Origin of the sequence: Porphyromonas gingivalis ATCC 33277 (genome assembly GCF_000010505.1) — a bacterium.
Taxonomy (GTDB): Bacteria; Bacteroidota; Bacteroidia; order Bacteroidales; family Porphyromonadaceae; genus Porphyromonas; species Porphyromonas gingivalis.
Genome location: NC_010729.1, coordinates 265,774 through 291,021 on the forward strand (window position 1 = coordinate 265,774; position 25,248 = coordinate 291,021).

The following is a 25,248-nucleotide window of genomic DNA, read 5'->3' on the forward strand; positions in this document are numbered from 1 at the left end:
GCTCGTCCCGTCCGAAATTACAAGGCCTGAGCAAGCAGCGTGGCCACAAGCATATAGATCATCATCCCGATGAGGTCATTCGTAATGGTGATAAAGGGGCCGGTGGCTATGGCCGGGTCTATCTTCAATCGATCCAGCAGCATCGGCACCATAGTCCCGAATATGCTGGCGAACAATACGACGGAAAAGAGGCTGATGGAGACGGCAGACATGACGAGGACGTCACCGAGGAAAAAGTAGTTGAACAGGAAGACGACAAGGCTGATGATAGAGGCATTGATCAGGGCTACGACGACTTCCTTGGCTATGAGACTCCAGAGCTTGGCCTGCTTCAGACTATTGTTTGCCAGCCCCTGTACCACGATGGCCGAAGACTGGATGCCCACATTGCCGCCTGTGCCGCCAATGAGCGGAATGAAGAGGGCCATCTTGGGATTGGCGGCAAAGAGGGAGTCGAATCCTCCCAAGAGGATGGAGTTGGCCAGTCCTCCCGCCATGCCGATGAGAAGCCACGGCAGGCGTGCTGCGGTCTGCATATAGACCTTATCCGATGCTTCTATATCTTGCGAAATACCCGATGCAAGCTGATAGTCGCGCTCGTGCTGTTCGCGAATTTCGTCGATCACATCGTCGATGGTGATCCGGCCTACCAAACGACCGATACTGTCCACCACCGGCAGAGCCACGAGGTCGTACTTCTCTATCTTCTCCGCGACTTCTTCGATCGGGTCATTGTCTTTGACGGAAATAGGCTCGGTCTTCATCACATACTTGATCTTGGAAGCGGAAGGGCTGGTGATCAGTTTCTTCAGTGGCAGCACTCCTTTGAGCCGTTCTTCATCGTCGATGACATAGACGTAGTATATCTCGTCCACATCCTCTGCCTGCAAACGCATCTCTTCGATACATTTGGGCATACTCCAGTTCTCATTGACGATTATCATCTCGGTACCCATGAGGCTACCGGCTGTATCGTCTTCGTACTTGAGCAGATCGATAATATCTCCGGCCTGCTCTATATCGGTCACCTGACTGAGAATCTCGTCTTGCTGGTCTTCGTCCAGCTCACGAATCAGCTCGGCCGCATCGTCGGTCTCCATGTTGCCGACAAATTTTCCGGCGATGGTCTCGGAAGGAATCCTTTCGAGGACCTTGTTTCGCTCATCTTCATCCAGCTCCAAGAGTACGAGACCGGCCTTTTCTCCATCGAGCAGGAGGTAGAGGTAGACAGCCTCGTCCAGATCCAGCTCGTCATAGAGAGCCGCAATATCCTCGGGGTGGAGCTTGCTCATCAGGTCGAGAGCATCCGCATCGCGCTTTTGGTCGATGATCTCGCGAAGATTGTGAAGATATTCTTTCGTGAAGTCCATAAGAATTCGTTAATCAGGGGGGATGAAAATGCTATTGCTGCAACAGGAGTGTAAGTGCGATGAAATCATCCGGAGACAACTGCTCCGGTCGCTTCGAGAAAACGGGTTCGTCGAAACGATCGAAACCGGCCGGCAAGATACCGCGAAGAGAGTTCCTAAGCGTTTTCCGACGCTGTCCGAAAGCTGTTTTCACCACTGTTTTCAAGGCTTTCTCGCTACATGGAAGTTCCTTGCGGTCATTGCGTGTCAGACGTATTACACCGCTCTGCACTTTGGGCGGGGGGTCGAAAACGGAAGCGTCTACGGTGAAGAGGTATTCGATATTGTACCAAAGCTGCAATAACACGCTCAATATGCCGTAATCTTTTTTCCCGGGAGGCGATGCAAGTCGCATAGCCACTTCGCGCTGCAGCATCCCCGAACAACAGGGAATCTGCTCGCGAACGTCCAACAGGCGGAAGAAAATCTGGCTGGAGATATTGTAGGGATAATTGCCTATCAGGCAGTATTGTCGTCCTCCGGGGAACAGCTCCGACAAAGGATAGTGCAGAAAATCGCCCTCTATGATCCGATCGGAAAGTTCGGGAAACTCTTCTCGCAAATAGCTGACGGATTCACCGTCGATCTCTATGACGCGAACATCATGCCCCTTGCGAAGTAAGAACTGCGTAAGCACTCCCATACCCGGCCCGATCTCCAGTACAGGCAATGCTTTATGCTCGGAGAGGGTGTCGGCTATTCGCTCTGCAATACTCAGATCGCGAAGGAAGTGTTGCCCCAGTGCCTTCTTGGCTTTTACTCGCATCATGAAATATAAATTCTTTATATTTGCGTTGTTTAGAAAATGCTAAGGTACGATATTTTGATTGTTATTTTAATGGGATCGTACTAAGGGTAATCTAAATAGCAAAATGATTTGTCAAGATAAGAGCAACTAAATGACTAATAATATAGGGCAAGAAATAATGCCCGCGGATAAGTCTGACAGATGGAAATCAGTAGCTAAGGTCATTATTCCTCTCGCCATAGGCGGTCTGCTCCTCTGGTTAGTGTACCGCAAAATGGATTTCTCCGCCATCGGCAAGATCGTCCGCGACGGTGTCAATTACTACATCATAGCTTTCTCTCTCTTGTTCGGATTGGCCGCCAACTGTATACGCGGCCTGCGCTGGCAACTCCTCATAGAGCCTTTGGCTTCTCCTCATCCACGGAAAATCAATGCCATTCTGACTACTTTGGGCAATTACACGGTCAATATGGCTCTGCCCCGTGCCGGAGAATTTTGGCGATGCGCGGAAGAAAGCCGCTACGAGAAAATACCTTTCCCCCAACTCCTCGGTACGCTTTTTATGGACAGGATCATGGACTTGGTGATGGTCGGACTTATCACATTGAGTATCATGATGGGCTTTCAAGGGTTTTTCTCCGCTTTTTTCGCTCGCAATCCACAACTGACACAAGGCTTTTTTACCATTTTCAGTTCCATCTGGCTATACGTTGCTGTTGTAGGTATCGGGCTACTTTTCTTCTTGCTCTATAAATACCTCTCACACGTAGGCCCCATTCGCAAAGTAGCAGCACTCATCGGTAGGATACTGGAGGGGCTTCGCTCTATCTGGCATATGGAGCACAAGTGGCTCTTCATCTTATATTCCATCCTCTTGTGGGTAGGATATTTCTTTTACTTCTACACCACATTCTTTGCTTTCGACTTTACACGATCGTTGGGGATGGGAGTGGGGTTGATCAGCTTCGCCATGAGCAGCATAGCCGTAGCCGTACCCGTACAGGGGGGCGTAGGGCCGTGGCACTTCATGGTTATTGCTACTCTTGTGGCTTTCGGCGTGACGAAAGAAGATGCCGGAGCATTTGCCTTGGTGGTACACACGACTCAAACCGTTTGGACTACGGCCGTCGGGTTCGTGGCTATCGGCTTGCTTCCTTTTGTCAATAAGAAATACGATCGCATAAAACAGTCAAACAATTAACAACAATCATCCAAAACACTTTTCACAGTTATGTCAACAGAGATCAAAACCCTCAAACCACAAGCTGTCTGGGAGTACTTCTACGACCTGACACAAATACCCCGACCTACCGGACAGATGGACGAGGTGACCAAGTACGTATTCGACTTCGGTAAGAGGCTTGGTTTGGAGACCGAGCAGGACGAGGTGGGCAATGTCATCATTCGCAAGCCAGCCACACCGGGCATGGAAAACAAACCGATCGTGACCCTCCAATCGCACTTGGATATGGTGCCTCAAAAGAATTCGGACATCGATCATGATTTCACCAAAGACCCCATCGATGCATATATCGACGGAGAGTGGGTGAAAGCTCGAGGCACTACTCTGGGAGCCGATAACGGTATCGGAGTGGCTTATGCCATGGCAGCTATGGCAGACCCAACGCTCAAACATGGTCCGCTGGAAGCTCTTTTCACTATCAACGAAGAAGTGGGAATGGACGGTGCCAATGGTCTCAAGCCCGGGTTCTCTCGTGGTGACATCCTGCTCAATATAGATTCGGAGGAAGAAGGCAAGCTTTTCGTAGGCTGTGCGGGAGGTATTGATGTCAATGTCACGCTCGAATATAAGGAGGAAGAGCTGGTTTCGGACGAAGAAATAGGCGTAAAGATATCTTTGACAGGACTCAAAGGCGGACATTCGGGTGTCGATATTCACCTCGGACGTGCCAATGCCAATAAACTGATGTTCAGATTCTTGAAAGAGGCTGTAGGATTCTATGGTGCTCGCTTGGCATGGGTAGAGGGAGGATCGCTCCGCAATGCTATTCCGCGCGAAGCGTTTGCCGTTATCACCATTCAGGAAGAAGAGGCCGAAGCTGTCTGGGAACTGGTATCCGACTACCAGGATTTGTTCCGTAAGGAATTCAGCGGCATAGAGGAAAACATCAAGTTCGAGGCAAGTCGTATCGAATGTCCCCGAATGATTATTCCCGAAGAGATCCAAGACTGTCTGATCAATGCCGTGGAAGCCTGCGTCAATGGCCCGCAGTCCATGCTCCAAGACTTCCCCGGTACGGTAGAGTCATCATCCAATCTGGCGTTGATCACGGCTAAGGAAGGAGCAATCTCCGTACGTTTCCTGGTGCGTAGCTCTTCCGAATCGCGCAAGATGTGGGTAGCATCGGCCATCGAGAGCGTTTTCTCATTGGCAGGAGCACGAGTGGAATTCGACGCCTCGTACAACGGCTGGCAACCTAATATCCGGTCGCACATTCTCGATGTGATGAGCAAAGTCTTCGAAGAGTATTACGGCCAAAAGCCCGAAGTACAGGTGATGCATGCCGGTCTGGAATGCGGTATCATCCAAGGCGTAATGCCGGATATGGACATGATCTCGGTAGGTCCCGAACTCCAATCGCCGCACTCTCCGGACGAAAGGATTCATATCGAATCCGTAGCTCGCACATGGGAAGTACTGGTAAAAGTACTGGAGCGAGTGTAAGGAGTAGAAGTCGAGTTCGGAGGTATCTGCTATCGTTTTTAGGGATAGGTCTTACGAATTAAAGAGGTGAAACAGAACAATCGGAATTATAATCAAAACAATAACGAAACAGAGATGAAAGCATTTGTATTCCCCGGTCAGGGAGCACAGTTTGTAGGAATGGGAAAAGACCTGTACGAACAGAACCCCGAGGCCAAAGCATATTTTGAAAAAGCCAATGAGATATTAGGCTTTCGCATTACGGACATCCTCTTCAACGGCACGGCAGAGGAGCTGAAACAAACCAAAGTGACCCAGCCGGCGATCTTCCTCCACTCGGTGATTCTGGCCAAGACGATGGGCGAAGACTTCCGTCCCGATATGGTGGCAGGCCACTCGCTCGGAGAGTTTTCGGCATTGGTCGCAGCAGGTGCCATGACCTTCGAAGATGGTCTTCGTCTCGTATCGAAACGTGCCATGGCCATGCAGAAAGCATGCGAAGTACGCCCCTCGACTATGGCGGCTGTACTGGGTCTGCCTGATGAAAAGGTGGAAGAAATCTGTGCCCAAGTGACCGATGAAGTTGTCGTACCGGCCAACTACAACTGCCCGGGACAGATCGTTATATCCGGTTCGGTAGAAGGAGTGGACAGAGCTTGCGAACTGCTCAAGGAAGCCGGAGCCAAGCGTGCTCTTAAGCTCGCTGTCGGTGGAGCATTCCATTCCCCTCTGATGGAACCGGCTCGTGAAGAGCTGGCAAAAGCCATCGAAGAGACTACGATCAGTCAGCCGATCTGCCCCATCTATCAGAACGTAACGGCTTCTGCCGTCACTGATCCGGCAGAGATTAAAAAGAACCTGATAGCACAGCTGACGGCACCGGTTCGCTGGACACAGAGTGTGCTGAATATGACAGCCGATGGTGCCGACCACTTTATGGAGTTAGGCCCCGGAAATGTATTGCAGGGTTTGGTGAAGAAAATTACTCCTGAAGCGACAACGGAAGGACGTCAGTAATCAGGTCTTAAGACCCTTTAAGAGAAACGGTGTGCCGAGATCGCCCAAACAGCGACTCCGGCACACCGCTTTTTTATTGCTCGCAGGCTTATACGACTACCTTTTTCTCCGGATGCTCCTTGTCATTCGTCTTGGAGAAGATAGGCGGTTCGGGTCTATTCGGAAGAGGGAGGCGGAGGATTATTTCCTCCTGCGGGACTTTCGCTTGGCACTGTACTTGCTCTTTTTCTTGGTGCCGGAAGCCGAACTTTTAGTGATTTGCAGCCTCTGACCGGGCTTGACGGAGGAGGACTTCAAGCCGTTTGCCCTCTTAATGGCTGCTACCGTAGTGCCATAACGTTTGGCGATGGACAAGAGCGTCTCACCTTGCTTGACATTATGGAAGATGGCGGTTCGTCCCGATCCTCCCGAGTGTTGTCCGCCTTGCTCAGGGAAATCCGATACCGAAGCCTCCAAGTCGGGGGAATAAAGCGAATCGCGAACCTTGTCCAATTTCTTGATGAAAGCGACGGGAAGGCGTAGTCGGCACAGCTGGGTATTACCGGGGATGATCCCCCTTTTGTATTGAGGGTTGAGCAGTTGCAATTCGTCGTTGCTCACACCGGACAATAGACGAATGCGATCGAAAGATACTTGTCGGGACAGCATGATCGTATCCGTAGCCAAAGGAACGCCTGTCTCTCCGGCACAGATCTCATGTTCGATATGGTAGTGCATGGCATAGTATGCACCGATGAAGAGCGGGATGTAGTTCCGCGTTTCGCGAGGAAGGTAGGGATAGATCTCCCAGAAGTCGGTCTTGCCACCGGACATTCGGATGGCTTTGTTCACATTGCCGAGTCCGCAGTTATAAGCCGCGATGCAGAGGAGCCAGTCGCGATAGAGGTCGTACATGTCCTTGAAGTAGCGGCAGGCAGCCTCTGTACTTTTCTGCAGATCCAGCCGTTCGTCGACGAGGCTGTTTATAGTGAGTCCGTATATCTTGCCCGTAGCCAGCATGAACTGCCAGATACCGGCTGCTCCGGCCGGCGATACTGCCGTAGGGTTGAGAGCCGACTCCACGATGGTCAGGTACTTCAGCTCGATCGGGAGGTTATGACGGTCGAGTGTCTCTTCGATCTGAGGGAAATACAGGTCGGCCAGAGAGAGCATATAGCGGACAAGGCGACGACGTTCCTCGGTGTAGAGCTTGATGCACTGCTTGACGGCAGGGTTGAATTGTATGGGAACAGCCGATGGCAGGGCGGAAAGTCGCCGGATGTACACGGAGTCCGATGTATAAGGACCCGTATCGGAATTGACGCACGGACGCTCGCCACGTTTTGTCTTGGTGGAATATCCTTTATGCCAAGTGCGGAGGAGTCTCTCCAAATCCTTGTCCAAGGAAGAAGAGGGCAGGAGGCGACGGGCTGCATCGCGAAGCTCTTGGGTAGAGTCTGCCGGGGTGTAACGACCTATGGCATAGGACGATCGGACCGGCAGAAAGGCCAGAAAGGCAATGAGGGCAGGGAGGAGGCAGTATTTCATCCGGAGCATAAGGAGAGGTCAAAAAGTGAAACCGCAGCTAACTCCATAACGGAAAAAGCCGGACTTATCGTCTGTGCCCACCATCGGACTGAAATGAAAAGAGAGGTCGGGAGAGATGTTGAAATCGAACAATTCGGCATCCACATAGGCATCCAACATCGTCAGGAAGTAGACGCCGAGGGTAATGATGATACTCAAATCCCTGTTGCGACGGTAGTACTCCGTGCCGCGCTTGAGACGAGCTTTGAGCTGCTCGCTATTGACATAATCGGCAGGATCGGCTCCGTAGGGGAGGAAGTTGTGCCAAGCCGTTTGCGACGGATCGCCGCCCATGAAGTCGGCATAGGCTTTGCGATACTCGGTGTACGTCTTGTTGTTCCACAGGATGGCATAAGTGCATCCGGTGAATGCGCCCCATACGATCGGCAGCTTCCAGTACTTGCGATTGTAGATCTGACCCGACCCCGGCAGGAGGGCCGAGTAGAGGAGTGCACGGGTGGGATTGGGTTTCCACGCCTTGGCTGTCCGGAGGTCTCGGGGGGATGCTGTAGAGGCCGGCGGGGAAAGCGTCTGCACTCGGAGCGTATCGGGGAGCTTCGTGGCCGCCGAATCGGCCGCACTCGCCGCCGGCCGCCCGATACTGTCGGGGACGACGCTCTGTGCCGCTGCCTGAGAAAGACAAAGGCAGAGGAACAAAACGACAATTCTCCAACGACTTCCGGACATGACGGCTACGGTGTGAGGATTAGCGGATACGCTCGAGCAGGGCCATGATTCGCTCCAGCTCTTCTTCCGATGCGAAGGGAATGGTCAGCTTGCCTTTGCCCTTGGCGTCGCAGTCGAGCTTGACTTTCGTCCGGAAGAATCGGGACAACTGCCCCGTGAGCAGGCGGTATTCTTCCGGCAGAGACTGCTTGGTTTTCTTCTGCTTGGCGGGCGAATCGGCACCTTCTTCGCGGTAGTGCGCCGCCAGACTTTCGACGGCACGTACACTCAGTCCCTGCCTGATGATCTCGGCATAGAGGGCAAGCTGATGCTCGGGATCGGGGATACTGAGCAAGGCGCGGGCATGCCCCATATCTATTTTCTTTTGGGTCAGACCTATCTGTATCTCGCCCGGGAGCTTGAGGAGGCGCAGGTAGTTGCTGATCGTGGTGCGCTTCTTGCCCACTCGGGTGCTGAGTTCCTCCTGTGTGAGGTCGTACGTCTCTATGAGCTTCTGGTAGGCCAGAGAGATTTCGATGGCGTTGAGGTCTTCGCGCTGGATGTTTTCGATCAGTGCCATCTCCATCACATGTTCGTCCTCTTCCGTCTTGATGTATGCCGGCAGGGTGGTCATACCGGCCATTCGGGCCGCACGCCAGCGGCGTTCTCCGGAGATGATCATATAGTCGCCGGCGGACTTCTTCAGTAGTGTGATGGGCTGTACCAATCCTATCGAACGGAGCGAAGCGGCCAGTTCTTTCAGGGACTCCTCCTCGAAAGTCCGGCGCGGTTGATCGGGATTGGGGTATATATCGCTGATGGCCACTTCGCTGATGGAAGAAGACCCTATGACCTCCGCATCGAGGAGGGAGTCCAGGCCGCGACCGAGCGTTTTCTTCGTATGCTTCATATGAGAGTCAGGCTCCTTTCTGTTTGTGCTTTTTGATCAGCTCGGCCGCCAGCTGCATATGATTGACCGCTCCGCGGCTATCGGCATCGTACAGCAGTGCCGGAATACCGTGGCTGGGGGCCTCGCTTAGTTTGATGTTGCGCTGGATGACCGTATCGAAGACCAGCTCGCGGAAGTGCTTCTTGACCTCTTCGTATATCTGATTGGCCAGTCGCAGGCGGCTGTCGTACATGGTCAGCAGGAAACCTTCTATCTCCAGTGTGGGATTGAGCTTGCTTTTGATGATACGGATCGTATTGAGCAGCTTGCTGATCCCTTCGAGAGCGAAGTATTCGCACTGCACGGGGATGATGACGGAATGCGCCGCCACGAGGGCGTTGACCGTGATAAGGCCCAGCGAGGGGGAGCAGTCGATGAGGACGTAGTCGTACCGATCGGCTATGCCGCTTAGCAGACGGCGCATCACTTTCTCGCGCTCCGGCAGGTTGAGCATCTCGATCTCTGCACCGACCAGATCGATATGCGAAGGGATAATGTCCAGCCCCTCCACGGGAGTCGGCTGCACAGCTTCGGCCACCGGCAGATTGCACACGAGACATTCGTATACGGTGTTCTGCAGGGAGGCGATGTCCACGCCCAATCCGGAGGAAGCATTGGCTTGCGGATCGGCGTCGACCACCAATACTTTCTTCTCCAAGGTAGCGAGCGAAGCTGCCAGATTGATAGTCGTTGTAGTCTTGCCTACACCGCCTTTCTGATTGGCCAGAGCGATTATTTTACCCATATTTCAAGAATATCAATGCGCCAAAACTACGTATTTTCGATCTACTAACGTGGCACAGACGTGGAACATTGTATTACAACTGTTGAAAACTCCTCTATATTGTTGATAAAGGCTACACTATATATATAGTAGGGAAACGCCCCACGGGAAGGAACGCCCCGGCTCCTTGTCGGAGGGGGAAGGGACGGACGCCATCCCCCCTCTCGCCATGACGGTCAGCCGCGAAGGAAACGCTCCGTAAGGCCGGAGAAAGCGTCGATCCGCCGATCCCGGAAGAACGGCCACCAGCGGCGTACCTGCTCGGTCCGGGAGGGATCTATATCCACTACCTCCACCGCCTCTTCCGTTGCGCTCAGCTCGGCCAGCAGTTCGCCCTGCGGTCCGGCTACGAATCCGGAGCCCCAGAACGTGATGCCACTGGTGCGGCCTGAAGGGTCTGCCTCGTGGCCGACCCTGTTCACCGCCACTACGGGAATACCGTTGGCCACGGCATGTCCGCGCTGTACGATCTGCCACGCCTGACGTTGGCGGAGCTGCTCGGCAGGCAGGTCCGTACTCTCGGTACCGATGGCCGTGGGGTAAATGAGTATATCGGCGCCCTGCAAGGCCATCAGTCGCGCCGCTTCGGGATACCACTGATCCCAGCAAACCAGTACGCCGAGGCATCCGACGGACGTCGGGATGGGGGTAAAGCCCAAGTCGCCGGGCGTGAAATAGAACTTTTCGTAATAGGCAGGGTCATCGGGGATGTGCATCTTGCGATACTTCCCTGCGATAGTGCCGTCCCGCTCCAGCACGACGGCCGTATTGTGGTAAAGCCCGGGAGCGCGCTTCTCGAAGAGGGAGAGCACCAGCACGACGCCGGCTTCGCGGGCGATGGTGCCGAAGAAATCGGTACTCGGTCCCGGGATGGTCTCTGCCCGGTCGAACACCTGCACGTCTTCCGTCTGGCAGAAATAAAGCCCGTTGTGCAGTTCCGGGAGTACGACCAGCTCGGCACCGCGTCGGGCGGCTTCGCGGATCTTCGCTGCCAGCCGCTCCCGGTTCGAGCAGACGTCCGCCGTGTTGGCTTGCTGAATGAGTGCTACTTTCATAGTTCTTTGCTGTGGAATTAGCGTATGAATCCTTGGGGGTACTGCATCGTGACGCAGTGGAGACTGCCATGCTGCTTGACGAGCGGACGGCAGTCGATGCCGATGACCTCTCTATCGGGAAACAGCCCCTGCATCACCGAGAGGGCGACGGCATCGAGGTGCGAATCGTAGGTGGGCACGAGTACTGCCCCGTTGATGATGAGGAAATTGGCATAGGTGGCGGGCAGCCTGTCCGCTCCGTCGTACAGAGCTTCCGCCATGGGCAGCGGCACGAGCCGGTACGGCTGTCCGTCCGGGCGGCGCAGCTCCTTCAGCTCCTGCTCCATGGCCGTGAGGTCGGAGTAGTGCTCGTCCGAGGGATCTTCCGAGCGGACATAGACGATGGTACGGGTATCGACGAACCGCGCCAACGTGTCGATGTGCCCGTCGGTGTCGTCGCCGGCCAAGGCTCCGTGGCGGAGCGAGAGTACACGGCTGACGCCGAGGCTCTCTTTCAGCGTGTCGATAATGGCCGTGCGGCTCAGGCCGGCATTGCGGTTCGGCTCGAAGAGGCAGCTGTCCGTGGTCAGCAAAGTACCTTCGCCATCCGTCTCCAGTGCTCCTCCTTCGAGGACGAAGGCGAGGCGATTGTCCAGGGTAACTTCTTCGGCGAACAGGCCCAGCGCATGGAGCCGTCTCGTGATGAGGTTGTCGTGATGGGCGGCAAACTTCATGCCCCAGCCGTTGAAGGCGAAGTCGGCTATCATCGGACGGCCGTCGGCGAGGAGGGAAATGCCTCCGTGGTCGCGCGCCCATGTATCGTTCGAGGGCAGCTCGAAGCAGTAGAGCCGGTGGTGCAGCTCGGGAGGCAGCAGGCCGAACACCCGCTTGCGATCGGGGCAAACGACTATCAGTCGCTCGTGGCGGAGTATGGCGGTGGCTATGCGGACGAAGCAGGTTTCCACCTCGTCGAGCATATACGCCCAGTCGGTTCGGTCGTGAGGCCAGGTCAATTGTACGGCCTCTTGCGGTGCCCATTCGGGCAGGAATAGTCTCTTTGTCATCTCTCTTGTCTTCTGCCAAAAGGTCGGGTCTGTCAAAACGTCTAGACGTTTTTGTCGGAACGTCTAGACGTTTTTTCGGGTACGTCCGTCCGTTCCGTTCGTAAGGGCTTGTCGTGCCCCTCGGAGGCTCTGTCTGTTCCGCCCCTTGTGTCTTGTCCCGGGGCGTGCGGCGAGCGGCACCCTGCCAAACAAAACGTCTTTGCCCTCAAGCCTCGGCTCAAAGACAAAGACGTCTGTCGATCCCCGTATCTCCTGCAAGGGATATGGAAGGGGCCGGTCCTCCTTATTGTGCCTGCCCCTCCTCGGGAGTGGCTTCTCCTGTCGCGGGCCGGGCGGATTCCGTAGCAGCGGCATCTCCACCGAAGTTGATCACTGCAGAGTTCTTTTCTTCCTTCACCTTCTTGTCCAGGGTTTCCTTCAGGACGTTTTGGCTCTCATCGACCTTTCCCGTGTGGAGGAAGTGAGTAGAAACGATGGCCAGAACGGCAATGATACCGGCCGACCACCAAGTGGCCTTCTCGAGGAAATCGGTAGTCTTGCGGACGCCCATGATCTGATTGCTGGATGCGAAGCCGGCTGCCAGGCCGCCCCCTTTGGAGTTCTGTACCACTACGACCAGAATAAGGAAGAGCGATATGAGCAGGATGAGAATAGTCAGTACGATGTACATCTTTATATTTTGTTTTTGTCGTTAATAATCAACTTTTCTAAGAATCGAATTTGATCCGCAAAGTAAAGGTTTTTTTCCGGATAATTCAAACTGATGGTCTTTATTATCCTCAGTGCCTTATCGTAACGTCCCTGCTTGATGTATATACGTGCGAGGGTCTCGGTGAAGAGCCCTTCGTCCAGCTCGTCCGCCGGGGCGATCGGGGCCGGATCTTTCTCTGCCGGAGGTGCGCTCTCGGCCGGTGTGCCGGCTGCCTGCACGGACAAGACCGGCATGCTGCGGGACGGTTCGGCCTGATCGGCCGGCGACGTGGCGGCGAAGTAGTCCGAAGCCGAGGGGATACCGCTCGCTCCTCCGTAAGAAATCTCCGAAGGCAGGTCGGCTCCGCTTCGGGTCATTTCGTCGAGGAAGTCATCGATGAGCGAGAAGGCGTCCGGCTCCTTTTCGGCCGAGGCGGGTTGCAGCTGCTCCGGATGCGTATATTGCTCCACGAGCAGGTACAGCTTGCGCCTGTCCGGCAGATAGGGTGCCAGCCGGCGCAGCTCCGAAGCATAGCGCACGTCCTGCACCACATACATATTATATAGGTATAGGAAGACGAAGGTGGAGCAGTAGGGATAGGCCTCGTACAGGGCTTTCATCTCGGGCAGCGTGTCAGCCGAAAGCCGCGAGGGGTGCTCCATGTAGGCGTACAGATCGTTAGTCGTCATGGTGGGGGAGGATTACCAGTTCTCTACCGTAGCGTTATACACCTGCTTCACCAAGTCGTCGACCATATTGGCCAGCAGGGCGTCTTGTACGTCCACCAGCTGCTCGCTGCTGTCGAAGTCCGTGGAAGACGTAAAGTCCCGATCGAAGTTCTGTTCGGGGAGGGCTTTGTTCTCGTAGTGCACCTGTATGGATAAGGTTACCTTGGTGCGTGCGGCCAGATCGTTGTCCTGCACGGCGAGGGGAGCGAAGTCGTAATTAGTGATGACCACCTCGATGATCATGTCGGCATCGTTGGTTCGTGCCATTTCGAGCTTGGTACGGCGCGTAAAATGGTTTTGGAGGGCTTCGGTCATAGTCTGCGCCAACGGCGGATATACGCGGGTGGCCTGATTGGTCACATCCGGCATATAAAGTGTTTTGATGCGGCTATAGTCCAGAGCTCCTCCGTTGAAGCTGTAGGAGATGCTGCATGCCGAGCAGGTCAGCAGGACGATAAGCACCGTCGCAAGAGCGGAAAGGCTGTATCGCCCGAGGGTTCTATTCCAGTCCATACTCCTTGATTTTACGGTATAGTGTCCGCTCCGAAATCTTCAGTTCCTCGGCTGTCTGCTTGCGCCTTCCGCCGTGGCGTTCCAATGCAAGGGAAATCATTTTCTTCTCTACCTCCTCCAGCGAAACCGGATCCTCGGTGTATTCGCTGGCTTCCTGTATCGGCTCCACGGGTTCTGCCGCGTTCGCGATGGGGGCCTTGTGCGTGCTGACGCCCCACTTCGGATCTGCGGTGCGCTTGTCGTCGTTGCCCCAGACGTCCGACCCTACAGGCCATGAGGGCTGTTCGTGGTGCGCCAGGCGGTTCATCATCCCCTTCAAATCGGCTATCTCTTTCTTCATATCGTATAGCACCTGGTAGATGATTTCGCGCTCGTAATGGGGGATTTGTTTGTCCGCTTCGGTCGTTTCGTTCCGTCGGATCACGACGGGGTGGAGGTCTTGCATCCCCTCAGCGTCCAGGTAGCGAGTGATGGTCTCTGCCGATACCGTCCGCTCCTCCTCCAGGATGCTCAGCCTGTCGGTTATATTGCGCAGCTCACGTACATTGCCGGGCCAGCGGTAACGCATTAATATGATACGGGCTTCGTCCGACAGGCGCAGCGGGGGCATCCGATACTTCTCGGCGCTGTCGGCGGCGAATCGGCGGAAAAGCAAGGGCACGTCGTCCGGTCGCATACGCAGCGCAGGCACCTCGATCGGTACCGTATTGAGCCGGAAGAAGAGGTCTTCCCGGAACTTCCCGTTCGCTACCGCCTCCTTGAGGTTCACATTCGTCGCCGCTACGATACGGACATCCGTCTTCTGCGACTGGCTGGCTCCTACGGGGATGAACTCGCCCGTCTCCAGCACCCTCAGCAGCCTCGCCTGCGTAGGCAAAGGCAGTTCGCCCACTTCGTCCAGAAAGATCGTGCCGCCGGATGCTTCTTCGAAGTACCCCTTGCGATCCGATACGGCTCCGGTAAAGGAACCTTTGCGGTGTCCGAACAGCTCGGAGTCGATGGTTCCTTCGGGGATGGCTCCACAATTGACTGCAATGTAGCTATGATGTTTCCGGGCGCTGTAGTAGTGGATTATCTGTGGGAAGAACTCTTTCCCCGAACCACTCTCCCCCGTTACGAGGACGGACATGTCGGTAGGAGCCACCTGTGCTGCCACTCGTATGGCATGTTCCATCAGCGGACTGCTACCGATGATGCCGAAACGCTGTTTGATCTGTTGTACATCTATATTGGTGCTCATGGCCACAAAATTAGAAAAACCCCAACGCTACTGCCGTTCTTTCGCCATTCCTATCCGGAACTGAAGAGCCAAAGCTCTTCTCAACGAAGCCGTATCGGCCGCATCTATCCCGTACTTCTCAGGTAAAGGAAGTACCAGCTCCGTACCCAAAGGAATGTTGTTGGGATCTGCGATTTTCTCTTTGTTCTCTTCATATATATAGACCCAGAATACGCGGTCGCCATACTTCTCCAAGGCGATACGGGCTAAAATGTCCCCTTTGCGGATAACGATCCGGCCGAGATCCGTCGCGGCAGGTACGGTCTTTACCGCATCGACCGTCTTGGCGATCGTATCCACGGGTGAAGACGTCCGGCCGGAAGGTTCTTGTCGGGCCGGCTCTTTTGTCGAGAGGACAGGCATCCGATACAGTAGCAAGTATGCCGCAGCAGCACCCAGTATCAGGACTGCTAAGAAGACAATAGCGGCCGTCCTCGCTCTCTTTCGCCTCCTTGCTTTCTTCTCTGCCGGCTCTTCGATCGGGACGAAAGGCTCCTCCGCTACCGGCTGTGATACCTCCTCCGTATCGGGAAGCGGCTCCTCCGTCAAGGCTTTCTCCTCGGCAGGTGTAGGAAGTATATCATCTTCCGTCTGTACCGATGTATCGGTATCGCTTTCGGCTGGGACGGGGATCTCTTGAGGCTCTGCGACTTCCTCTTGGCCCTCTTCGCGCAATGAAACGAACGAAACCCCTTCTTCGACAAGCGGTTGGGTAATGGTATCGGGTATCTCTCCGGTCGGCAACAAATCGACTTGGGGGAACATGGAGAAAGGTCTGTTGAGCAACTCCGACAACTCTCCTTCCGCGATGAAGCGGTATCCTGTCAGAGCATCGCCTTCTTTCACCGGCTCGAAGCGTCCGAACTGCGACCAGGATACGGGGTGTCCTCTTCGGAGAAGCTCCGAAAGCAGTTCGGGGATAGCCTTCCACCAGCGCATCACGACTTCCTCCGTGTAAGGCACCAAGTCTATAAGAGCATGAGGGATCGTCTCTCGGATGGCCGAGGCACCCGAAGACGTCAGCCGGAGTTCTATCCTCGGCGGTACCAGCACACGTGAGCCGTCCGGACGGATTCCTACATATTCATCCGCTTTTACAGCCTGCCACAAGCCGATACCATCCTGCCGTACGGCGTCTCCTTTGGTGAGGAACTGCCCCATCAAACGACAGTAATGAGACCATAGTTCGTTCGAGGTCGATACATCGACACCTGAAGCCGTAGCCAACTGTGCAATCCAAAGTTCCTGTTGTATCATCCGGTTCTGCTTTTGGTTTCGGTAGGAAGGGTGTTATCAGTCCACTATACGTGCGTAGAGATCGAAAGGCTCTGCACCGGTCACTTCCGCCATATAAAACCGCCCGGGTTTCAACTCTTGACCGGAGACGAACGGGATCAGTACCTCGGGATCGACCTCAGGAGAGTCGTATTCCGTACGCCCCACATAGAAGCCATCTTCCGCACGGTCTATGACCACACGCAGGCGGCTGCCGATCTTCGCCTCGTTATGAGCGGCGGATATACGTTCCTGCACGGCCATCAGTTCGCCAAGACGTTCCTGTTTGACGGATTCGGGTATATCGTCTTGATAGTTCTTGTCGCAGTAGGTGCCGCTCTCGTGCGAATAGGTGAATGCTCCCAACCGTTCGAACCGGATGTCACGCACGAACTGCAGCAACTCCTCGAAGTCTCTCTCCGTCTCGCCCGGGTGACCGGTCATGAGCGTAGTACGCAGATGGATGCCGGGTACTTCCGTTCGGATCCTTTCGATCAGTTCGTAGGTCTCCGCCTTGGTAATGCGCCTGCGCATCCGTCTGAGCATCGGATCGCTAATGTGCTGCAAAGCCATGTCGAGGTATTTGCAGACGTTAGGCCGCTCACGCATCACAGGCAAGAGATCCAGAGGAAACTGTGCCGGATAAGCATAATGCAGTCGAAGCCACTCGACACCTTTGATGTCGGACAAACGTGCTGTCAGTTCTGCCAGACGGTTAGCACCGTACAGGTCGAGGCCGTAGAAGGTAAGATCCTGAGCGATCAGTTGGAACTCCCGAGTCCCATGCTTTACGAGCATCCGTACCTCTTCGACCAAGTCCTCCATCGGGCGCGACCGATGCCGGCCGGTGATAATCGGTATGGCGCAGTACGAACAGCTGCGATCGCAGCCCTCGGATATTTTCAGATAGGCATAATGCCGCGGAGTGGTCAGTTTGCGCCTGTTCTCTGCCTCGGCATAATAAGACTTCCCCAAATGAGAAATGAGTTGCTTCCAGTCGAATTTGCCGTAGTAAGCATCCACTTCGGGTATCTCCTTCTTCAGGTCTTCCCGAAACCGCTCGCTCAAGCAGCCCATTACGTACAGGCTGCCGATACGTCCGGCCTTCTTCGCCTCCACCATCTCCAGAATGGTATTGACAGACTCCTCCTGTGCATCGCCTATGAATCCGCAGGTATTCACCACCACGATCTCGCCGCATACCGAGGCCGGATCGTGATGCACGGTATAGCCGTTGGACAGGAACTGGCGCATCAGCACCTCGCTGTCCACCAGATTCTTGGAGCACCCAAGCGTAATGACGTCTACTCTGTTTCTTCTCATTCGCCAAAGAGAGAGTCCACGAATTCCTTCTTACGGAAGATTTGCAGGTCGTCTATGCCCTCACCCAAGCCAATGTACTTCACCGGTATCTTGAACTGATCGGATATGCCGATCACCACACCTCCCTTAGCTGTCCCGTCAAGCTTGGTCACGGCGAGGGCATTCACTTCAGTCGCTGCGGTGAACTGCCTTGCCTGTTCGAAAGCATTCTGACCGGTGGATCCGTCCAATACCAATAAAATCTCATGCGGAGCGTCGGGCACTACCTTCTGCATCACACGTTTGATCTTCGTCAGCTCGTTCATCAGATTGACCTTATTGTGCAGACGTCCGGCTGTATCGATGATCACGACATCGACGCCGTTAGCCACGGCCGAACTGACTGTGTCATAAGCCACCGAAGCCGGATCGCTACCCATCTGCTGCTTGATGATAGGCACTCCTACTCGCTCGGACCAGATCTCCAACTGCTCTACGGCCGCAGCACGGAAGGTATCGGCAGCCCCGAGCACGACGCTCTTGCCGGCCTGACGAAAGCGATGTGCCAGCTTGCCGATGGTAGTGGTCTTGCCTACGCCGTTTACGCCCACTACCATGATTACATAAGGTTTGGTACCGGAGGGTAGGTCGAAGCTGTCGCCATCGGCCGATCCGTTCTCCGTGAGCAGCGAGGCGATCTCTTGACGGAGGATAGTCGTCAGCTCGGAGGTGGAAACATATTTGTCGCGAGCCACTCGTTCCTCTATACGCTTGATGATCTTCAATGTGGTATCGACACCCACATCCGAAGTCACCAGCACGTTTTCCAATTCGTCCAAGACCTCATCGTCCACTTTGCTCTTACCGGCTACGGCACGGGTGATCTTGGCGAATACGTTTTCTTTGGTCTTGGACAGGCCTTCGTCCAAAGTCTCTTTTTTCTTCTTCGAGAATAATCCGAATAATCCCATATCGTATATACTGTTATATCTCTTCCTTAGTTCATTCTGTTCTTGTAATCCTCATAATCGAACCGGCGCAACACCTCTTTCTTCCCGTCGGTGCGCAGCAGTACAATGTCCGGATGGCGTACACCGTTGAACATGGTCGTCTTCACCGTCGTGTAGTGGAGCATGTCCTCGAATATCAGTTCATCGCCCACCTGCAACGGCCGATCGAAACTCCAGTCACCGATGAAGTCGCCGCTCAGACAGCTGCATCCGCCTATCCTGTATGTGGGCAGGCCGGGTACCGGCTCCTGATGCGCTCCACGAATGACGGGTTTGTAAGGCATCTCCAGACAGTCCGGCATGTGGCAGGTGAAGGACACATCCACGATAGCAGTGGCAATGCCCTGATGCTCTACGATGTCCACCACCGTGCTCTTGAGGAACCCCGTCTGCCAGCCGAAAGCACTGCCCGGCTCCATGATAAGATGCAGATGGGGGTGGCGGCGGGAGAAGTCGTTCAGCACCTGCACGAGGTGCTCCACGTCATAGTCCCGACGGGTCATCAGGTGGCCGCCGCCCATATTGAGCCAACGCGCTTGCTCCAGCACGGAAGCGAAGCGATCCTCAATGATCTTGAGGGTCTTCTCCAGTTCGAAGCCGGTGCTCTCGCAAAGCGTATGGAAGTGCAGACCCTCGATACCCTCCGGCAAAGTGTCGCCCAATTCGGAAGCCGATACACCGAAGCGCGAACCCGGTGCACAAGGATTGTAGAGCGCGGTCTCCACGGCCGAGTATTCGGGGTTGATTCTGAGTCCGAGCGATACGCCTACGTTCTTCACCATGGGCGAAAGCAGGTAGTACTGGCTGAGAGAGTTGAATGTGACGTGACTGCTATAACGCAGTATTTCCGGAAACTCCTCCGGCGTATAAGCCGGACTGAATGTATGAGCCGGCGCGCCCATCTCTTCGAAGGCAAGACGCGCTTCCCATACGGAACTGGCCGTACTGTGGGGTACGTATTCCCTGATGATCGGGAAGGTACGCCAGAGGGCATAGGCCTTGAAAGCGAGGATGATCTCCACGCCGGTGCGGTCGGCTACGGACGCGATCAGGGATAGATTGCGCCTTAGGAGATCTTCTTCCAGTACGTAGGCCGGAGATGCTATGTCGTGGTATCTTGCCATCTCTTAGGATTAGTTCTCATTCGGTATCAGTTCCAAGAACAGCTCTTGGAGCTGTGCCTCATCAATGACAGAGGGGGCGTCGATCATGACATCCCGACCGGCATTGTTCTTCGGGAAGGCGATGCAGTCGCGGATGCTGTCCAAACCGGCGAAGAGCGATACCCAGCGGTCTAAGCCGTAAGCCAATCCGCCGTGAGGAGGTGCCCCATACTTGAAAGCATTCATCAGGAAGCCGAACTGCTCCTGTGCTTTCTCCGGCGTAAAGCCGAGCAACTCGAACATTTTCTGCTGCAGGGCACTGTCGTGAATACGAATGGAACCACCTCCGACTTCGACACCGTTGATCACCATATCGTAGGCATTGGCACGCACAGCACCCGGATCGGTATCGAGCAGAGGGATGTCCTCCGGCTTCGGACTGGTGAAGGGGTGGTGCATGGCGTAGAATCGCTTCGTTTCCTCGTCCCATTCGAAGAGGGGGAAGTCCACGACCCAGAGGCAGGAGAATTTATTCTTGTCGCGCAGACCGAGCTGAGAACCCACTTCGAGGCGAAGTTCGCACAGTTGCTTGCGCGTCTTCATGAGGTCGTCTCCGCTGAGGATCAGAATCAGGTCGCCCGGCTCTGCCTCCATCGTCCGGCGAAGCTCTTGGAGCGTCTCTTGTGTGTAGAATTTGTCCACGCTGCTCTTGACGCTGCCGTCCGATTCCACACGGGCGTATACCATCCCTTTGGCTCCTACCTGCGGACGCTTCACGAAGTCCGTCAGTGCATCAAGCTGCTTGCGGGTGTAAGAGCCAGCTCCCTTGGCACAGATACCTCCGATGTAAGCTGCGGAGTCAAATACGCTGAAGTCGTGGCCTTTCAGCACATCCATCAGTTCTACGAAACGCATATCGAAGCGCGTATCGGGCTTGTCCGATCCGTAGTACTTCATGGCGTCGTGCCACGTCATACGGGGGAAGGCTTCCGAAATCTCCACGTGACGGATGGTACGGAAGAGGTGCTTGGCCATACCCTCGAAGGTGGACAGCACATCCTCTTGCTCCACGAAGCTCATTTCGCAGTCGATCTGTGTAAACTCAGGCTGGCGGTCGGCGCGGAGGTCTTCGTCGCGGAAGCACTTCACGATCTGGAAATAGCGATCGAAGCCGCTTACCATCAGTAGCTGCTTGAAGGTCTGAGGCGACTGGGGGAGAGCGTAGAACTGGCCGGGATTCATCCGAGAGGGTACGACAAAGTCGCGGGCACCCTCCGGCGTGGACTTGATCAGCATGGGGGTCTCTACTTCGAGGAATCCCTCGCCGTCGAGATACTTCCTCACCTCCAGAGCCATCCGGTGGCGCAGTTCCATATTGGAGCGCACGCAGTGGCGGCGCAGGTCGAGGTAGCGATATTTCATGCGGAGGTCATCGCCTCCGTCGGTCTCGTCTTCGATGGTGAAAGGCGGCACTTCGGAGCGGTTCAGCACATCCATTTCTCCGACTGCTATCTCTATATCGCCGGTGGGGATATTCGGGTTTTTGCTGGAGCGCTCCATGACGGTGCCCGTGGCACGGATCACCCACTCACGTCCCAAGTCTTCGGCGCGGTCGCATAGTTCGGCAGGTGCCGAATCACGGTTGAAAACCAACTGCGTAGTACCGTAACGGTCGCGCAGATCTACAAAGGTCATGCCGCCCATGCGGCGCACGCGCTGTACCCAACCGCAGAGGGTAACGGTTTGTTGCAGATGAGAAAGGCGCAACTCGCCACAGGTATTTGTTCTGTACATAATGATAAGGGGTTCTTCTATTTATGATCGATTTTGTGGAACAAAAGTACGAAACAAAGCGGACTTTTCCGCCTAAAACACTCGATGCTGCGTGGGGGTAATACCCTAAAAGCAAAGGCCTTGCACATTTGCGGAAAGTCCTATGAAGAAAACAGGTCTTTGACCCGATTGGGACTTTACGGAGATTACGTAGTGTAAGAGACTCTGTGATTTGACTGCATGCAGTCTGTTTCCAACATCCGACGGCTCTGCCTTCGTATAGCAGTTCTCAGACCAAAAACGCATGGGGCATGGGGCGAGAAAACGTGGCGCGGGATTTTTTTCGTTTTGGTTCGGGAATGAAAAATTTCTCGCGCGTAAACGAAGTAATTTACGCGCCTAAATCTCGCAGAATACGCGCCGCAATTCCATCGATTGCAGTGCGTAAATTCAGTAAGAGGGAAGGTGAGGAGCACGAACTCCCTCGTTTAAGATAATGGTGCTGCGTTCGATACGTACATCATCGTACAGACCGCTGTCAATGAAAGATCGGAGTATACAGGCACCCCCCTCCACTAACAGCGACTGTATGCCGCGAGCATGCAGTTCGGCCAGCATCTGCTCCACGGGAGGGCGGGAGGGATCGATCCGGACGAAAGAGACAGAGGAGGGATAGCCGGAGGGTTGTTCTTTTTCGGTAAAGACCAGTGTGGGCACACTGCCATCGAAGAGGGTGAGGTGGCGTGGGAGAGCCAGATGGCGATCTGTGACCACACGCAGCGGATTTCGGCCGTACCAATGCCGAACCGTCAGAGAGGGATTGTCCAAAAGAGCGGTACGGAACCCCACCAATATGGCATCGTGTATCATTCGTCTATGGTGCACAAAGCGTGTGGTCAGAGGTGTACTCAGCCTGACAGGAGGGGTGGAGGCATCGTCGCGCAGTGCGTCAATGAATCCGTCGCTACTCTCTGCCCATTTGAGTGTGACATAGGGACGGTGTTGCCGTTGGGCTGTGAGGAAATGCCGATTCAGCTCCTCGGCTTCCTCTGCAAGTAGTCCCACTTGGACCGATACACTTGCGTCACGCAACATCTTGATGCCTCTTCCTGAAACGGATGGGAAAGGATCGAGCATGGCCACCACTACATGAGGGATGCCCTCCCGAAGGATCAGCTCGGCACAGGGAGGCGTTTTGCCATAATGAGAGCAAGGCTCCAGACTGACATAGAGGGTACTTTCTCTGAGCAAAGCCCTGTCTCGCACAGAGTTTATGGCGATGACTTCGGCATGGGGCATGCCGGCACAGTGGTGGTAGCCCTCACCGATGATACGCCCATGAGCCACAAGGACTGCTCCGACAAGCGGATTGGGAGAGGTGAACCCTTCGGCATTCTGTGCTAATTCGATCGCACGGCGCATATACAGAGGATCGGGAGTCATACCTAATTGCTAATTTTGTTTCTGATGATTACGCTTAACGAAGCTCAACAGCGAATCGAATCGACACTGAACGGTCGATACGACAAGGACGAACTGCGCAGCATCATGCGAGAGCTACTGACCGAAGCAACCGGCCTAAGCCGCTCCGCACTTTTGCTTGCAGACAAAGATACGCTTTTATCGACCGAAGCATCGCAGGCTCTATCTCGCTATCTGGATCGTATGAAGACAGGAATGCCGCTACAGTATGCCGTGGGACATGCGCCTTTCTTCGGGTATGAATTTGCGGTAAATCCTTCTGTGCTGATTCCCCGTCCTGAGACGGAGGAACTGGTGGAGTTGATCCTGCGAAAGGAGAGGCCTGCGGCGGCTCCGCTTTGTCTGCTCGATGTCGGCACGGGCAGCGGATGTCTGGCCATCACATTGGCACGAGAACTTCGAGCCAAAGTATGGGCGATGGATATTTCACCCGATGCTTTAGCTACGGCTCGTACCAATGTCGGAGAAGACGACCGGATATTTTTCTTCGAGGGCGATATTCTTTCTCCCGATAATCGTTGGGACGTACTCCCCCCCGTGGACATTATCGTCAGCAATCCTCCGTACATCATGCCTGCGGAAAGTGCCGATATGGCGTATCATGTGCTGGGACATGAACCGGCCTTGGCTCTCTTTGCGCCCGAGGAGGATCCTCTCCTTTTCTACAAAGCCATTGCCAACCTTTCCGGCAGCGGTAAACTACGCTCCGGCGGACGGCTTTATGTGGAGCTGAATCCGCTGCTGGCCGAAGCCACATGCGAAGTGTTTTCGGCCAAAGTGGGATGGTGTGAAGTCCGATTGCACATGGATCTCTCCGGCAAGAGCCGTTTTCTCTCGGCAAAATATTTACCCGCTAACAAAGCATGAAGACAGAGGAGGAACTACTGAATCGGATGCAAGCCTACTGCGCCCGTACGGAACATTGCAGATCAGAAGTGGCAGCCAAACTGCGGCAGGCAGGGACGGACGAGCTAATGATAGAGCGGCTGCTGCAGCGGCTTGTGGAAGATCGGTTCATTGATGAGGATCGTTTTGCCCGTGCTTATGCTCGTGACAAATACCGATTCAATGGCTGGGGCCCCAAGCGCATTGCTTCGGAACTGGCCAAACGGCGTATTCCGGATTCGATCATCGGTTCGACCTTATTGGATTTGGAGGAGGGAGAAGATAAGATAGAGGATAACCTGCCGCGTCTCTTGGAGCGCAAACTTCGAAGCATAAAGGATACGGACGATCGCGGTCGTCTGCACCGCTTGGTGCGCTGGGCTGTGGGACGAGGATTCGAATACGAACAGGTGATGAGGGAGGCATCACGCCTCCTCCGCAAAGGGTATGAGGAAGACAGCTAACGGTACGGGCCGGCATATCCGATTGCTGATTCGTAAGGTGTTGGATCTGTTTTTCCCTCGCTATTGTCCTGTATGCGACAGCTTGCTCGCCGAGACGGAGATCGGGGTCTGTCCTCGTTGCATGGTGAGAATGCCGCGGTATATCGAAGGGATGCAATATGGATTAGATCGTCTGAATGGGGATGTTTATATCGACGCGCTGTACGGCCTTTTTATTTTCAAAGAGGACGGGGGTGTAAGGCCTATGATACACGCACTAAAATATGGAGGATACAGTGAGATCGGCGAAATGCTCGGACGAATGGCCGGCCGATCCTATCCTTTCCTGTCCAAGGATTACGATCTGATAGTACCGGTTCCTTTACACCCACGCAAACAACGTAAGCGTGGCTACAATCAGGCACTCCTCATCGCACAAGGATTAAGTCGCGTAACGGGAATACCTGTTCAAGAAGGTTTGCGCAGAAAGGTATATACGGACAGTCAGACCGGACAGTCCTATTCGGAACGAAAGTCAGCCATGAAAGGGAAGTTTGCCCTCTCCCCGAATACGCGCGTGGCCGGTATCCGTGTTCTTTTGGTGGACGATGTGCTGACTACCGGAGCTACGGTACAGGCTGCGGCCGAGCCATTGGCAGAAGCCTTTGCGGCCAAGATCGGTGTACTGGTGGCAGCCGTTACCAAGCGTCCCTCGAATTGGTCTCATTATTCTGATGAGCGATAGGCCGAGTTTATAGCCCCTCCTTAAGCTCTTTCCTCTCCGATTAGGTTCCTTATTCTAACGAAAGAGGCTGCGTCCCAAGGAATAATCCTCGGAACGCAGCCTCTTTTCCGTATAGGA

General features: G+C 54.6%; 25 protein-coding genes. 6 read left to right on the forward strand and 19 right to left on the reverse strand.

The features are described from left to right. Positions 1–17: 17 nt before the first annotated feature. Both mgtE and rsmA read right to left on the reverse strand, forming a co-directional pair. Positions 18–1,370, reverse strand: a complete 1,353-nt coding sequence (gene mgtE, locus PGN_RS01190) for a magnesium transporter (RefSeq protein ID WP_004583778.1) — start codon at positions 1,368–1,370, stop codon at positions 18–20. Between the two features lie 31 nt (positions 1,371–1,401). Continuing rightward, the gene (gene rsmA, locus PGN_RS01195; RefSeq protein WP_004583779.1) at positions 1,402–2,178 is read right to left on the reverse strand and encodes a 16S rRNA (adenine(1518)-N(6)/adenine(1519)-N(6))-dimethyltransferase RsmA; all 777 of its coding nucleotides are present in this window, start codon (positions 2,176–2,178) and stop codon (positions 1,402–1,404) included. 130 nt (positions 2,179–2,308) lie between these two features. On the opposite strand from rsmA, the gene PGN_RS01200 reads away from it, so the two are divergent. From PGN_RS01200 to fabD, 3 genes are all read left to right on the forward strand, one after another. Next, positions 2,309–3,358, forward strand: a complete 1,050-nt coding sequence (locus PGN_RS01200; RefSeq protein ID WP_012457364.1) for a lysylphosphatidylglycerol synthase transmembrane domain-containing protein — start codon at positions 2,309–2,311, stop codon at positions 3,356–3,358. 30 nt (positions 3,359–3,388) lie between these two features. After that, positions 3,389–4,843 (forward strand): aminoacyl-histidine dipeptidase, encoded by a 1,455-nt coding sequence (locus PGN_RS01205; RefSeq protein ID WP_012457365.1) that lies wholly within the window; start codon positions 3,389–3,391, stop codon positions 4,841–4,843. A gap of 114 nt (positions 4,844–4,957) precedes the next feature. Then, positions 4,958–5,839 carry an ACP S-malonyltransferase gene (gene fabD, locus PGN_RS01210; RefSeq protein ID WP_012457366.1) on the forward strand — a complete coding sequence of 294 codons (882 nt, stop codon included), beginning with the start codon at positions 4,958–4,960 and terminating at the stop codon, positions 5,837–5,839. A 180-nt stretch (positions 5,840–6,019) separates the two neighbouring features. Here fabD and PGN_RS01215 read toward each other — a convergent pair whose 3' ends face one another. From PGN_RS01215 to ribD, 17 genes are all read right to left on the reverse strand, one after another. Beyond that, entirely contained in the window at positions 6,020–7,375 is a 1,356-nt protein-coding gene (locus PGN_RS01215) for a lytic transglycosylase domain-containing protein (protein ID WP_039417044.1), read from the reverse strand. A 9-nt stretch (positions 7,376–7,384) separates the two neighbouring features. Then, entirely contained in the window at positions 7,385–8,092 is a 708-nt protein-coding gene (locus PGN_RS01220) for a DUF5683 domain-containing protein (protein WP_012457368.1), read from the reverse strand. 19 nt (positions 8,093–8,111) lie between these two features. Continuing rightward, on the reverse strand, positions 8,112–8,981 hold the full coding sequence (locus PGN_RS01225) for a ParB/RepB/Spo0J family partition protein (RefSeq protein WP_004583785.1): 870 nt from the start codon (positions 8,979–8,981) through the stop codon (positions 8,112–8,114). A 7-nt stretch (positions 8,982–8,988) separates the two neighbouring features. Next, entirely contained in the window at positions 8,989–9,765 is a 777-nt protein-coding gene (locus tag PGN_RS01230; RefSeq protein WP_012457369.1) for a ParA family protein, read from the reverse strand. Positions 9,766–9,980: 215 nt separating this feature from the next. Next, on the reverse strand, positions 9,981–10,859 hold the full coding sequence (locus PGN_RS01235; protein WP_012457370.1) for a carbon-nitrogen hydrolase: 879 nt from the start codon (positions 10,857–10,859) through the stop codon (positions 9,981–9,983). 17 nt (positions 10,860–10,876) lie between these two features. Further along, positions 10,877–11,902 carry an agmatine deiminase family protein gene (locus PGN_RS01240; protein WP_012457371.1) on the reverse strand — a complete coding sequence of 342 codons (1,026 nt, stop codon included), beginning with the start codon at positions 11,900–11,902 and terminating at the stop codon, positions 10,877–10,879. 283 nt (positions 11,903–12,185) lie between these two features. Continuing rightward, a complete protein-coding gene (gene secG / locus PGN_RS01245; protein WP_004583789.1) occupies positions 12,186–12,572 on the reverse strand; it encodes a preprotein translocase subunit SecG in 387 nt (128 codons plus the stop codon). Positions 12,573–12,574: 2 nt separating this feature from the next. Next, positions 12,575–13,282, reverse strand: a complete 708-nt coding sequence (locus PGN_RS01250) for a hypothetical protein (RefSeq protein WP_012457372.1) — start codon at positions 13,280–13,282, stop codon at positions 12,575–12,577. 12 nt (positions 13,283–13,294) lie between these two features. After that, positions 13,295–13,834: an LPS assembly lipoprotein LptE gene (gene lptE / locus PGN_RS01255; RefSeq protein ID WP_012457373.1), complete on the reverse strand. Its 540-nt coding sequence runs from the start codon at positions 13,832–13,834 to the stop codon at positions 13,295–13,297. Further along, a complete protein-coding gene (locus PGN_RS01260; protein WP_012457374.1) occupies positions 13,821–15,074 on the reverse strand; it encodes a sigma-54 interaction domain-containing protein in 1,254 nt (417 codons plus the stop codon). Before PGN_RS01260 ends, lptE begins: the two co-directional genes overlap by 14 nt. Before the next feature lie 27 nt (positions 15,075–15,101). Further along, complete coding sequence (locus PGN_RS01265) at positions 15,102–16,370, reverse strand: LysM peptidoglycan-binding domain-containing protein (RefSeq protein ID WP_012457375.1); 1,269 nt, start codon at positions 16,368–16,370, stop codon at positions 15,102–15,104. A 36-nt stretch (positions 16,371–16,406) separates the two neighbouring features. Further along, entirely contained in the window at positions 16,407–17,711 is a 1,305-nt protein-coding gene (rimO, locus tag PGN_RS01270) for a 30S ribosomal protein S12 methylthiotransferase RimO (RefSeq protein ID WP_012457376.1), read from the reverse strand. Then, on the reverse strand, positions 17,708–18,661 hold the full coding sequence (gene ftsY / locus PGN_RS01275; protein ID WP_004583795.1) for a signal recognition particle-docking protein FtsY: 954 nt from the start codon (positions 18,659–18,661) through the stop codon (positions 17,708–17,710). Before ftsY ends, rimO begins: the two co-directional genes overlap by 4 nt. 26 nt (positions 18,662–18,687) lie before the next feature. Continuing rightward, positions 18,688–19,824: a carboxynorspermidine decarboxylase gene (gene nspC / locus PGN_RS01280; RefSeq protein ID WP_012457377.1), complete on the reverse strand. Its 1,137-nt coding sequence runs from the start codon at positions 19,822–19,824 to the stop codon at positions 18,688–18,690. Between the two features lie 9 nt (positions 19,825–19,833). Further along, positions 19,834–21,597 (reverse strand): aspartate--tRNA ligase, encoded by a 1,764-nt coding sequence (gene aspS / locus PGN_RS01285; RefSeq protein WP_012457378.1) that lies wholly within the window; start codon positions 21,595–21,597, stop codon positions 19,834–19,836. A 185-nt stretch (positions 21,598–21,782) separates the two neighbouring features. Next, a complete protein-coding gene (locus tag PGN_RS12270) occupies positions 21,783–22,052 on the reverse strand; it encodes a DUF1661 domain-containing protein (protein ID WP_143733436.1) in 270 nt (89 codons plus the stop codon). After that, positions 22,027–23,019: a bifunctional diaminohydroxyphosphoribosylaminopyrimidine deaminase/5-amino-6-(5-phosphoribosylamino)uracil reductase RibD gene (gene ribD / locus PGN_RS01290; RefSeq protein WP_012457379.1), complete on the reverse strand. Its 993-nt coding sequence runs from the start codon at positions 23,017–23,019 to the stop codon at positions 22,027–22,029. The genes PGN_RS12270 and ribD overlap by 26 nt, the downstream gene beginning before the upstream one ends. 24 nt (positions 23,020–23,043) lie before the next feature. Here ribD and prmC point away from each other — a divergent pair, with 24 nt between their 5' ends. From prmC to PGN_RS01305, 3 genes are read left to right on the forward strand one after another with little or no spacing between them, the layout of a single operon-like run. Continuing rightward, positions 23,044–23,925: a peptide chain release factor N(5)-glutamine methyltransferase gene (prmC, locus tag PGN_RS01295; RefSeq protein WP_012457380.1), complete on the forward strand. Its 882-nt coding sequence runs from the start codon at positions 23,044–23,046 to the stop codon at positions 23,923–23,925. Next, entirely contained in the window at positions 23,922–24,407 is a 486-nt protein-coding gene (locus tag PGN_RS01300; protein WP_012457381.1) for a regulatory protein RecX, read from the forward strand. Before prmC ends, PGN_RS01300 begins: the two co-directional genes overlap by 4 nt. Beyond that, positions 24,391–25,131, forward strand: a complete 741-nt coding sequence (locus PGN_RS01305; RefSeq protein ID WP_012457382.1) for a ComF family protein — start codon at positions 24,391–24,393, stop codon at positions 25,129–25,131. The genes PGN_RS01300 and PGN_RS01305 overlap by 17 nt, the downstream gene beginning before the upstream one ends. Positions 25,132–25,248 lie beyond the last annotated feature (117 nt).